Consider the following 11,173-nt stretch of genomic DNA (forward strand, 5'->3'; position numbering starts at 1 on the left):
CCGACCGCTCCCGGCTCGCGCGACCTATTTCTGGCCGTACCCCCGCAGTTTCTCCACCACGTGGGCGATCTCCTCGGCCGGCAGCAGCCGTGGGTTGCCCGCCGAACGGGCGAGCAGCCACACCTGGCAGAGCCACTCCAGCTGCTCGGCCCGGCTGTACGCCGCCGCAAGACCGTCGCCGTACGTGATGGTTCCGTGGTTGCCCAGCAGGCAGCCCCGGCGGCCCTCCAGCGCGGCGAGCATCGACTCGGCCAGCTCCTCCGTGCCGTACGTCGCGTAGCGGGCCACCCGCGCGGACGGGCCGATCGTGGCCAGCATGTAGTGCACCGCGGGCACTTCGTCGACCAAAGTGGACACCGCGGTCGCGTGCACCGAGTGCGTGTGCACGATGCCGGTGATCGGCGCGCCGTCCGGGTCGGCCGCCTTCGTGTACACCGACAGGTGCATCGGCATCTCGCTGGTGGGCCGCAGCTTGCCCTCCACAATGGACCCGTCGAGCGCCACCACCGGGATGTCCTCAGGCGTCAGCACGCCGTAGTCCACGCCGGTCGGCGTCACGGCGATCAGCTCGCCCGAGCGGGCGGAGATGTTGCCGGAGGTGCCCACCACGAGCCCGTCGGCGGTCAATCGTCGCGCGTACTCGCACACCGCTCGCCGTTCGTCGGCCAGGATCACAGTCGCCACAACCCCCGCGCGGCGGTCAGCGACGCCTGGTAGTCCGCGTAACCGCTCTGGTAGAACTCGACATTTTCGGGTACCGGCGACACGGTCCGCGAACTGCTCGCCCACAGCTCCGCGTCGAACGGCTGGTTCAGCGCCTCGGCCGCGACCAGGACGGCACCCCGCGCCCCGACACCCGGATCGCTCGGGATCACGATAGGGCGGCCGAGCACGTCGGCGAAGATCTGCGTCCACTCGGCGGAGCGCACCCCGCCGCCGCACGCGTACAACCGGCCGGACAACCCGGCCGCGTCGAAGCAGTGCCGTGCCGCGTACGCGATCGACTCGCACAGCGCACGCACCACGTCCGCCCGCCCGTGCTCCAGGCTCAGCCCGGCGAACTGCGCCCGCGCGGACGCGTCGACGAACGGCGCCCGCTCACCGGACGCGGACAGGAACGGCAGCGCCCGCACCCCGGCGGCACCGGGCGGGCTCTGCGCGAGCAGCGTCCCGATCTCGGTGACCTCGATGCCCAGCAGGCGGCAGATCCAGTCGATGCTCGCGGTGCCGACCATCGCCGGCATCGCGTGCAGGTACTCGCCGGGGGTCGGCGTGGACAGGAACATCCCGGCCGGCTCGCCCTCGCCGTCGAACTCGGCGTTGTCGGTGAGCACCTGGCAGGCCAGCGTGGTGCCCGCGGTGAGGATGCCGTCTCCCGGCGCGCGAACGCCGGCGCCGATGGCGCTGGCAGGCAGGTCGAACGGGCCGGCGGTGACCGGCAGCCCCTCGGGCAGCCCGAGGAGTTCGGCGCCGCGGCGGTTCAGGCTGAACACGGCCTTCGGCGCCGCCGGTTCGGCCAGCAGGTTCCGCCGGTGGGACAGTCCGACGGCGGCGATCGCGCCCTCGTCGTAGCGCCGGGTCTTCGGGTCGAGGAACGGCAGGGACGCGTCGGACACGTCGACCGTGATCTCACCGGTCAGCCGCTGCACCACGGCGTCGACGCAGTACCCGGCCACCGCGGCCCGGTCCAGCACCTCGGGTTCGTGGGTGTCCAGGTAGGACAGGATCGCGGCCGCGCAGCCGGGGAACATGCCCGATCCCGTGCGCCGGAACACCTCCCGCGACACACCGTCGGCCTGCCACTTGGCGAGCAGCGCGTTGGCCCGGCCGTCGAGCCAGGAAATGGCCGGCCGCACCGCGTTGCCGTCCTCGTCGCGGAGCCACACACCGTCGCCCTGGCCGGTCAGCGCCAGCGCGGTGACCGGGGCGTCCAGTTTCGCCGCGACCTCGCGCACGACGGTCGCGACCGTGCCGACGACCTGGTCGAGGTCCTGCTCGACCCGGCCGCCGGACAGGTGGTGCACCTCAGACGGCGTGCAGGCCTGGTGCAGCGACACCCCGGCCTCGTCGAACACGACGGCCTTCGTCAGTGAAGTACCGATGTCGACGCCGATGATCATCGCAGCACTTCCGGGTTCGCGACGTTCGCCAGCTGCTCCCCACGGGCGTACCGGCCCACCTCGGCGGCGACGATCCGCGCGGCGCGCTCGGCGGTCTGGCGGCTGGCACCCGCCAGGTGCGGCGTCGCGATCACGTTCGGCGCGTCCCGCAGGGCCCAGTCGGCGGGCGGCGGCTCGACGTCGTAGACGTCCAGCGCGAGCGCGCCCAGCCGCCCGGACTTCAGCAGGTCCGGCAGCGGCGCGTAGTCCAGCAGGCCACCGCGGGCGGAGTTGACCAGCACCGCGCCCTCGGGCAGCAGGGCAAGGCGCTCGGCGTTGATCAGGTGGCGCGTCTCGTCGGTCAGGCGAGCGTGCAGGCTGACCACCGCGCTGCGGCGGAGCAGGTCGTCCAGTTCGACCAGCTCGGCCCCGTCCGCCGCGATCTGCTCCGGCTTCGCGTACGGGTCGGCGACCAGGACCTTCGACCCGAACGCGACGAGCACCTTGGCCACCCGAGAGCCGATCGCGCCGTAGCCGACCAGGCCGACGGTGGTGCCCTCCAGCTCGAGCCCGGCGTTCGGGTAGGCGTAGTAGTCACCGCGCCAGGTGCCGCCGAGCAGCTCGGCCGACGACGTCGAGATGCGGCGCATGGCGGCGAGGATCATGCCGATCGCGAACTCGGCGGCGGCGGTCGCGTTGCGGCCCGGCGCGTAGGTGACCGCCACGCCGGCCTCGGTGGCGGCGGCGAGGTCGACGTTCACCGGCCCGCCCCGGCACACCGACACGAGCTTCAGCTCGGGAGCGGCGGCGAAGACCTTCTTGGTGAACGGCGCCATCTGGGTGACCGCGACCTCGGCCCCGGCCAGCGCCTCGATGACCTGCTCCTCGGTGCCGCTCGCCTCGTGCACCCCGCCGACCGGGCCGAACGGCTCGACCGGCCAGGGCAGCGACAGCTCGGTGAACTCGGGCTCGGTGGCCAGCTCGGCCCGGACCGCGTCGGCAAGCAGGTTGTTGCCGACGAACTCGTCTCCCGCGCAGAGAACGCGCACTTCTGGCTCCTCCTTGAACCGCCGGGCCTCAGCCGGCCGCGTGGACCTGTTCGTATTCGGTGATGTGAGCGACCTTGGCCGCGCTCGGCGACCCCGGGTCGAACGTGTACCCCAGCCACTCGGTGACGATCTTCTTCGCCAGCTCGGCCCCGATGACCCTGGCGCCGAAGGTGATGATCTGGCAGTTGTTCGACTTCACCGACCGCTCGGCCGAGTATGAATCGTGCGCGACCGTCGCACGCACCCCCGGCACCTTGTTCGCCGAGATCGCCACACCGATGCCGGTGCCGCAGACCAGGACGCCGCGGTCGGCCTCGCCGTTGGCGATCTTCTCCGCCGCCGCCAGGCCGAAGATCGGGTACGCGCGGTCGTCGTCCGGGCTGTCCACGCCCAGGTCGATCACCTCGGTGACCCGCTCGTCCTTCGCCAGCAGGTCTCGCACCTCGTTCTTCAGCAGCACGCCTGCGTTGTCCGCGGCCACCACGACCCGCATCAGTTCCCCTCCTTGCCCAGAGCTTCCCCGATCGCCGTGACGATCAGGGCGAACGAGGTCGCGCCGGGATCGGCGTGCCCCTTGCTGCGCTGCGCCAGCCGGGCCGCGCGTCCCTTGGCGGGCACCAGGTTCGCGGTCTCCTCGGCGGCGAGCGCGGCCGCCTGCGCGGCCTCGCGCCACGCGTCCGGCAGCGCGGCGCCGGCCTCGGCCTGCTTGCGCAGCGCCTGCCGGAACGGCTCGATCGCGTCGAGCATGGTCTTCTCGCCCAGCTCGGCCTTGCCCAGCTCGGTGAACGCGCGCACCGCGCCGTCGACCGCGTCCGCGACCACCGTGGTGGTGATCTCGTCGACCCGCAGTCCGGCGCCGGTCTCGGCCAGCAGCACGCCGTACAGGGCGCCGGACGCGCCACCGGCGGCGTCGGCGAGCGCGGTGCCGGCGGCCAGCAGCGTGTCGGCCACCGAGGACCCGGCGGCCTCGCGGGCGGCCGAAACCGCGGCCCGCATGCCGCGGGTCATGCCGAGGCCGTGGTCACCGTCGGCGGCGACCGCGTCCAGGCGGCCCAGCTCGGACTCGTTGTCCTCGATGCGGCGCATGGCCGCGGTCAGCAGGCGGTCGACGACCTCGACGCCCTCACCCTCCGGCCGGGCCAGCTGCTTGTCCACAGTGGACGAGAGCTCGACCGGCTCCAGGACCGCCCCGCCGCTGCGGTAGCCCGGGGTGTCACAGGGCGCGCCGTACAGCTCGGCCAGCTCGTCGTCCAGCACCAGCACCGACAGCGAGACCCCGGCCATGTCCAGCGAGGTGACGAACTCGCCGACCTCCGTGTGCACCGGGGTCAGCCCGGCTCCGGTCAGCCGCTCGTGGATCCGGGTGTAAGTCACGAACATCTCTTCGTACTTGGTCCGGCCGAGGCCGTTGACCAGCACCGCGACCCGGCCGTCGCCCCGCGGCAGCTCGGGCAGCAGGCCGTCGACCAGCTCGTCGGCCAGCTCCGCCGCGCCGAGGCGGCCGACGGTCCGAACCCCCGGCTCGCCGTGGATGCCGAGGCCCAGCTCCATCTCGGACTCGCCGACGGTGAACAGCGGCTGGTCGGCGCCCGGCAGCGTGCAGCCGCCGAAGGCGACGCCGAAGGTGCGGGTGTGCGCGTTGGCCTTGACCGCCGCCGCGTGCACCGCGTCGAGGTCGTCACCCCGCTCGGCCGCGGCGCCTGCGACCTTGAAGACGATGAAGTCGCCGGCCACCCCGCGGCGCTTCTCCGGCGCGTCGGCCGGCCCGCTCGCGATGTCGTCGGTGACCAGGATGGTGCGGCTCTCGATGCCCTCCGCGGCCAGGCGGCGCGCGGCGAGGCCGAAGTGCAGGACGTCACCGGCGTAGTTGCCGTAGGCGAAGAGCACCCCCGCGCCACCCTCGGCGGCGCGGGCCGTGCGGTAGACCTGCTCGGCGCTCGGGCTGGTGAACACGTCACCGACCACCGCCGCGTCGGCGAGGCCGGGCCCGACCAGCCCGGCGAAGGCCGGGTAGTGGCCGCAGCCGCCGCCGATGACCACGGCGACCTTGCCCCGCCGCGGCACGTTCCGCCCGAGCACGCCGTACGCGCCCGGCACCTTGCGCACCTCGCGCCCGTACGCGGTGACGAAGCCGTCCAGCCAGTCGCGCTTGAACGTCGCGGCCGTTCCGAGCGTGGTCATGAGCGCACCAGCTCCCCGGCGAGGTAGGCGAGCAGCAGCTTCCGGACGTCGTGGTTGGACTCCGCGACCTGCGCGGCCAGCTCCAGCGCGTCCGGCTTCGGCGGGTAGGTCGGGTTGGGCAGGGCGATGACGGTCAGCCCCGCGGCCGCGGCGGCCCGGATGCCGTTGCTGGAGTCCTCGACCCCCAGGCACTCCTCGCCGCGGAAGCCGAGCCGGGACGCGGCCTCGGCGTAGACGTCCGGGCTGGGCTTGCCGCGCGGCACCTCGGCGCTGGACACGGTGGCCGAGAACTCCCCCGTCAGCCCGTGGGTCTCCAGCACCGCGTCGATCACCCGGCGCGCGGCCGAGGACGCGAGCGCGACCGGGACGCGGGCCGCGACGTCGCGCACCATCGCGTCGGCGCCGTCCAGCAGCGGGGCCTCACCATTGGCGATCGACCGGATCATCCCGTCGACCACGGCCTTCTCGACCTGCTCGGGGGTCTCCGGGGTGCCACTGCGCTCCGCCAGGTACGCGGCCCACTCGGGCGCGCTCATGCCCTGGACGGTGGCGGTGTCGGCGGCCGTCCACTCGACACCGTGGGCCGCCGCGTAGGCGACCCAGTTCTCCTCCCAGAGGTGTTCACTCTCGACCAGGACACCGTCGAGGTCGAACACCACCGCGGCGAAACCCATGCAACAACCCCTTTCACGCCGTTGGTGTTAAATTAACACCGCTGCCGAGATTTGTCACGGGAGGTCCGATGGGAACGCGGTTGCTGCTGGTCCGCCACGGCGAGACCGAATGGCACGCGGAGAACCGCTACGCCGGCACCAGCGAGGTGAGCCTCACCGAGCGGGGCCGCAGGCAGGCCGAGGGGCTGGCGGCGTACCTGGTCGGCGCCGGCGAACCGGTCACCGCGCTCTACCGGTCGCCGCAGGGGCGGGCGCGGGTCACCGCAGAGCCGTCCGCGCGGGCGCTCGGCCTCGAGCCCGTCGTGCTCGACGCGCTGCGCGAGATGCACTTCGGGATCGCCGAGGGCAAGGTGCTGTCCGAGCTGGATCCGCAGGTCGTGGCCGCCTTCCGGGCGGATCCGGTGGCCGGCGCGTTCCCCGGGGCCGAGCCGACGGCCGACGCCGCGCGCCGGGGCGCGACGGCGCTGCGCACCATCGCGAAGCGCGAGGACGGCGGGCGGGTGCTGGTCGTCGCGCACAACACGCTGATCCGGCTCACGCTGTGCGAGCTGCTCGGCATCCCGGTCCGCGACTACCGCCGCGTGTTCCCGCGCCTGGAGAACGCGGCCATCACCGAGATCGGGATCGACGGCGACGCGACGAGCCTGCGGCGCTTCAACCTGCCCACGTCCTAGCCTTGTCCCGTGGAAGACAAGTCCAGCGGGAGCGCGCGCTCCCGTAACATCCGGCAGCAGCGCATCACCGACTACGTCGTGAAGAAGGGCCAGGCCTCCGCAGCGGAGCTGGCCGAGCTGACCGGCGTGAGCGTGATGACGGTGCACCGCGACCTGGACGAACTAGCCCGGCGCGGCCTGCTGCGCAAGTACCGCGGCGGGGTCTCGGCGCAGCCGTCGACGGTGTTCGAGAGCAACACCGAGTACCGGCTCAACGCACACGTCGAGGCGAAGGCCGCGATCGCCGAGAAGGCGTTGTCGCTGGTCGAGCCCGGGATGTCGATCCTGCTGGACGACTCGACCACCGCGCTCGCCCTGGCCAAGCTGCTGCACCAGGTCACGCCGCTCACCGTGGCGACGAACTACCTGCGGATCATCGAGGTGCTCAAGCAGGTCGACGACGTGCGCCTGATCGGGCTCGGTGGCGACTACTCCGCGACCCACGACTCGTTCCTCGGCATGCCCTGCCTGGAGGCCGTCGAGCGGCTCACCGTGGACGTCACGTTCGTGTCGACCTCGGCGATGAACGCGGAGATGACGTTCCACCAGGAACCCGAGATCGTCATGGTCAAGCGGGCGATGCTGGCCAGCGCGGAGATCCGGGTGCTGCTCATGGACTCCAGCAAGATGCCGCGCACCGCACTGCACCGCCTGGCCGAGATCGAGGACTTCCACCACCTCGTGGTCGACTCAGCCGTGTCCGCCTACCTGCTCGACCAGTACGAGGACCAGACGAACGTGCTCGTCGCCGAGGTCTGATCGAATCACACCCTTGCGTGTTAATTTCACGTGCTCCATGATAACTTGGGTTCCGCACACTCATGGAGGCGTGATGACGCAGACGGCAACATCGAGGTTGTCCCAGCCGGACAGGGGGTTCGGGGGGCTTCTCGCCAGGTGGGGGCTACCGGCCCCGTTGTTCCTCGGGTACGTCGGCTTGTTGCTGTTCATGGTCGGCGACGGCGTGGAGTCCGGGTTCATCGCCCCGTTCATGGCCGACCACGGTGCCGGGGACGAAATTCACGCGTCCTATGTGATCACCGCGTACGGCGTGGCCGTGATGCTCGCGTCCTGGCTGTCCGGCGCGTTGTCGGAGCTGTGGGGGCCGCGCCGCGTCATGTGGATCGGCCTGGCGATCTGGCTCGTGTTCGACGTGCTGTTCCTCGCCGTGGCGGTGCCCAGCGAGAACTACCCGCTGATGCTGATCACCTACGGCATCCGCGGCTTCGGGTACCCGATGTTCGCGTTCGGGTTCCTGGTGTGGATCACCGCGGTGGCGCCCGTCGCGCGGCTCGGCGCCGCGGTCGGCTGGTTCTACTTCGCGTTCACCGGCGGCCTGCCCACGCTCGGCTCGCTGGTCGCGAGCTTCACCAACCCGGTGCTCGGCCACTACGGCACGCTGTGGCTGTCGGTCGGCATCCTGGCCGCGGGCGGTCTGCTGTGCGTGCTCGGGGTGCGGGAGCGGACCGGGTTCACGCGGCTCGCGCCGGAGGGCGTCCAGCCGGTGCAGAGCCTGGTGTCCAGCGTGTCGATCGCGTGGAAGAACCCGCGCGTGGGCGTCGGGATGATCGTGCGGATCATCAACACCGCGCCGGAGTTCGGCATGCTGGTGTTCTTCCCGACGATCTTCGCCGACCAGATCGGGTTCGGCGAGGGCCGGTGGCTGCTGCTGGTGTCGGTCATCTACGGCACGAACATCTTCTTCAACCTGATCTTCGGCGTGGCTTCGGACAAGATCGGCTGGCAGCGGACGATCTTCTGGTTCGGCGCGATCGGCTGCGCCATCTCGATCCTGCTGCTGTACTTCGTGCCGACGTCGCTGGGCGCCGACTACTACTGGGTGGCTCTGCTCGTGGGTGCGCTCTACGGCGCGACGCTGGCCGGGTTCGTGCCGATCTCGGCGCTGCTGCCCTCGCTCGCGCCGGAGAACAAGGGCGGCGCGATGGCGCTGCTGAACCTGGGCGCCGGTGCCGCGGCGTTCGTCGGGCCTGCGATCGTGTCGCTGTTCCTCGGCCCGGCCGGCGCGGCAGGCGTGGTGATCATCTTCGCCGCGCTGTACATCGTGGCGGCGGTGCTCACCCGGTTCCTGAAGCTGCCGGAGGCGACGCGGAAGGCCATCGACGAGGACGTCAGCTTGCAGGACGTGACGGCGGTCCGCCCGTGACGGTTGTCGGTGTCGACGTCGCGACCGCGGGGGTGCGTGCCTTCGCGGTCGGCGGCGACGGCTCGGTGCGGGCGACGGCTGCCGAGCCGTTGCCCGCCCCGGTCCGGGACGAGTCCGGCCGCAGCGAGCAGGACGCGCGGGCGTGGTGGCCTGCGGTCGAGTCGGTGCTGCGGCGGGTGACCGCGGAGTTGGCCGAGCCGGTGCGGGCGGTCGCGGTATCGGCCACCTCGGGCACGGTCGTCGCGGTCGACGGCCGGGGTGAGCCGCTCGGTCCGGCGCTGATGTACGACGACCGGCGCGGCGCGGACGACAACGCGAAGGCGGCGGAGGTGGGCGCGCAGCGGTGGCACGAGCTGGGGATGAGCGTGTCGCCGACGGCGGCGCTGGGCCGGATCAACTGGCTGCGACGCGCCTACCCGGATGCCGCCGGTGTCCGGCACACGCCGGACCTGATCGGTGAGAAGCTCCTCGGCCGTCCGGTGGCGACCGACTCCTCGCATGCCCTGAAGAGCGGGTACGACCCGTTGCGCGAGGAGTGGGCGGCCGAGGTGTTCGATTTCGGGGTGGACTGGCTCCCCGAGGTCGTGCGGCCGACGACCGTGCTGGGCGAGTTGCCCCGCCCGGTCGCCGGCCTGCCCCAGGGCTGCCTGGTGGTGGCCGGCATGACCGACGGTTGCGCAGGCCAGCTGGCGACGGGCGCCGTGACGCCGGGCAGTTTCGCGGGGATCCTCGGCACGACCTACGTGTTGAAGGGCGTGACCGAACACCTGGTGCGAGACCCGTCCGGCGCGATGTACAGCCACCGCCACCCGGACGGCTGGTGGCTGCCCGGCGGAGCGTCGAACACCGGTGGCGAGGCGGTGGCCGGTGGGCCCAACCTCGCCGAACTGGACGAGGCAGCAGCCCGGCGCGGCCCGGCGCGGGTCGTGGCCTACCCCTTGAAGCGGCCGGGAGAGCGCTTCCCGTTCGTGACGCCCGACGCGCGGGGCTTCGTACTGGGCGAGCCGCAGGACGATGTGGAGCTGCACCGGGCTCGTCTGGAAGGCGTCGCCTTCGTGGAGAGGCTGGCGTTGGAGCGGCTGCGGGAGCTGGGAGTGCCCGTGACCGGGCCACTGGTGGCCGCCGGCGGGGGCAGCAAGAGTCCGTTGTGGACCCGCATCCGAGCGACGGTAAGTGGGATGGAACTGCGTGTGTCGCCCCAAGCCGAAACCGGCTACGGCGCGGCGATGCTGGCTGCCGCGGCCGTATTGCCGGGGGGACTGACCGAGGCGGCGGAAATGATCGGCGAAGAAGCATCGGTGATCGAGCCGGACGCGGCGGAGCGAGAGCCGATGGAAGAGAACTACCGGCGGTTCAAAGAGGAATTGCGGAACCGGGGCTGGCTCCAGCGGCAGAACTGAGGGCGGCTGGCTCTGGCGAGTGGGAAGACTGAGGCGGCTCTGACAGGAAATCCGGAAACTGCTGATAGGCAAGACCGGAAACCGGGCCGGCTCCGACAGGGAAACCGAAAGCCGGGCTGCTCAAGCCCGAGCGTGCTGGTCTGGCGGGCAAGCCTGAGGCCGCGGCTGGCTTGACGGGCAAGCCGGAGACCAGGGCTGGTCTGACGGACAAGCCGGACGCCGGGCCTGGTCTGGCAGGCAAGCCGGTGGCCGGGCCTAGTCTGACGGGCAAGCCGGAGACCAGGCCTGGTCTGGCAGACATGCCGCACACCGGGCCTGGTCTGGCAGGCATGCCGCACACCGGGCCTGGTCTGGCAGGCATGCCGCACACCGGGCCTGGTCTGGCAGGCAAGCCACACACCGGATCTGGTCTGGCAGGCAAGCCGCACACCGGGCCTGGCCTGGCAGGCAAGCCGGAGATCGGATCTGGTTTTACAAGCAAGCCGGCAACGCAACGGCACCGACTACCCCAACCAGACCTCCCCCGCCCCCGATCCACAGCCGATCTTTAGTCGCCGACCAGTCGTGTCAAGGCACGCTTTCCCGCCTTGACACGGCTGCTCGGCGACTGAAACACACTCAAGGAGAGGGGGCGGGGGTGGTCGGAAGGTGACCATTTTGAGCGCCGTGAGGCGCATTCCGCCCGCAGGGCGGACTCCCCGCCGCGCGACAGCGCGGCTCTAAAGATCAAAAGAGTCCTCGCCGGACGGGCAGGCTCCGGGATGACCAGGGGGTGGGTGCCTCGTCCCACCTTGGCGAGGTGGTCGCCGGGTGGTCATCCCGTCGCCTTCCGGTTTGTGCATATCACCTTGAGCCAGGGCCGCAAGGTTGGCATGTTCGGCCGCCGGTTGGCG

The 11,173-nt window shown here is 71.7% G+C and carries 10 protein-coding genes; 4 read left to right on the top strand and 6 right to left on the bottom strand.

Annotation, left to right across the window (positions count from 1 at the left end; genetic code table 11):
- Nucleotides 1-24: 24 nt before the first annotated feature.
- Genes ABZ193_RS30855 through ABZ193_RS30880 form a run of 6 tightly spaced genes read right to left on the bottom strand, consistent with a single transcriptional unit; the run spans nt 25 to nt 6,003 of the window.
- Nucleotides 25-675 carry a class II aldolase/adducin family protein gene (locus tag ABZ193_RS30855; RefSeq protein WP_237336500.1) on the bottom strand — a complete coding sequence of 217 codons (651 nt, stop codon included), beginning with the start codon at nt 673-675 and terminating at the stop codon, nt 25-27.
- Nucleotides 672-2,120: an FGGY-family carbohydrate kinase gene (locus tag ABZ193_RS30860; RefSeq protein ID WP_020417050.1), complete on the bottom strand. Its 1,449-nt coding sequence runs from the start codon at nt 2,118-2,120 to the stop codon at nt 672-674. The genes ABZ193_RS30855 and ABZ193_RS30860 overlap by 4 nt, the downstream gene beginning before the upstream one ends.
- Nucleotides 2,117-3,148, bottom strand: coding sequence for a 2-hydroxyacid dehydrogenase (locus tag ABZ193_RS30865; RefSeq protein WP_020417051.1), 1,032 nt, complete (start codon nt 3,146-3,148; stop codon nt 2,117-2,119). The genes ABZ193_RS30860 and ABZ193_RS30865 overlap by 4 nt, the downstream gene beginning before the upstream one ends.
- A 28-nt stretch (nt 3,149-3,176) precedes the next feature.
- Nucleotides 3,177-3,641, bottom strand: coding sequence for a ribose-5-phosphate isomerase (locus ABZ193_RS30870; protein WP_017985389.1), 465 nt, complete (start codon nt 3,639-3,641; stop codon nt 3,177-3,179).
- Nucleotides 3,641-5,329: a dihydroxyacetone kinase subunit DhaL gene (gene dhaL, locus ABZ193_RS30875; RefSeq protein WP_354712443.1), complete on the bottom strand. Its 1,689-nt coding sequence runs from the start codon at nt 5,327-5,329 to the stop codon at nt 3,641-3,643. The genes ABZ193_RS30870 and dhaL overlap by 1 nt, the downstream gene beginning before the upstream one ends.
- Nucleotides 5,326-6,003: an HAD family phosphatase gene (locus ABZ193_RS30880; protein WP_020417053.1), complete on the bottom strand. Its 678-nt coding sequence runs from the start codon at nt 6,001-6,003 to the stop codon at nt 5,326-5,328. The genes dhaL and ABZ193_RS30880 overlap by 4 nt, the downstream gene beginning before the upstream one ends.
- Before the next feature lie 68 nt (nt 6,004-6,071).
- Between ABZ193_RS30880 and ABZ193_RS30885 the strand changes: the two genes are divergently transcribed.
- From ABZ193_RS30885 to ABZ193_RS30900, 4 genes are all read left to right on the top strand, one after another.
- Entirely contained in the window at nt 6,072-6,677 is a 606-nt protein-coding gene (locus ABZ193_RS30885) for a histidine phosphatase family protein (protein WP_354712444.1), read from the top strand.
- Nucleotides 6,678-6,686: 9 nt separating this feature from the next.
- Nucleotides 6,687-7,475: a DeoR/GlpR family DNA-binding transcription regulator gene (locus tag ABZ193_RS30890; protein ID WP_017985392.1), complete on the top strand. Its 789-nt coding sequence runs from the start codon at nt 6,687-6,689 to the stop codon at nt 7,473-7,475.
- Nucleotides 7,476-7,548: 73 nt separating this feature from the next.
- On the top strand, nt 7,549-8,880 hold the full coding sequence (locus tag ABZ193_RS30895) for an MFS transporter (RefSeq protein ID WP_027935724.1): 1,332 nt from the start codon (nt 7,549-7,551) through the stop codon (nt 8,878-8,880).
- Nucleotides 8,877-10,280 carry an FGGY-family carbohydrate kinase gene (locus ABZ193_RS30900; protein WP_354712445.1) on the top strand — a complete coding sequence of 468 codons (1,404 nt, stop codon included), beginning with the start codon at nt 8,877-8,879 and terminating at the stop codon, nt 10,278-10,280. The genes ABZ193_RS30895 and ABZ193_RS30900 overlap by 4 nt, the downstream gene beginning before the upstream one ends.
- Nucleotides 10,281-11,173 lie beyond the last annotated feature (893 nt).

It is taken from the genome of Amycolatopsis sp. NPDC006125 (assembly GCF_040614195.1).
Classification (GTDB): Bacteria; Actinomycetota; Actinomycetes; order Mycobacteriales; family Pseudonocardiaceae; genus Amycolatopsis_E; species Amycolatopsis_E tucumanensis.

Excerpts from the sequence above, each read along its gene's own strand:
- ABZ193_RS30860 (WP_020417050.1), bottom strand. The coding sequence starts at position 2,120 with ATGATCATCGGCGTCGACATCGGTACTTCACTGACGAAGGCCGTCGTG.
- ABZ193_RS30870 (WP_017985389.1), bottom strand. The coding sequence starts at position 3,641 with ATGCGGGTCGTGGTGGCCGCGGACAACGCAGGCGTGCTGCTGAAGAAC.
- dhaL (WP_354712443.1), bottom strand. The coding sequence starts at position 5,329 with ATGACCACGCTCGGAACGGCCGCGACGTTCAAGCGCGACTGGCTGGAC.
- ABZ193_RS30880 (WP_020417053.1), bottom strand. The coding sequence starts at position 6,003 with ATGGGTTTCGCCGCGGTGGTGTTCGACCTCGACGGTGTCCTGGTCGAG.
- ABZ193_RS30885 (WP_354712444.1), top strand. The coding sequence starts at position 6,072 with ATGGGAACGCGGTTGCTGCTGGTCCGCCACGGCGAGACCGAATGGCAC.
- ABZ193_RS30895 (WP_027935724.1), top strand. The coding sequence starts at position 7,549 with ATGACGCAGACGGCAACATCGAGGTTGTCCCAGCCGGACAGGGGGTTC.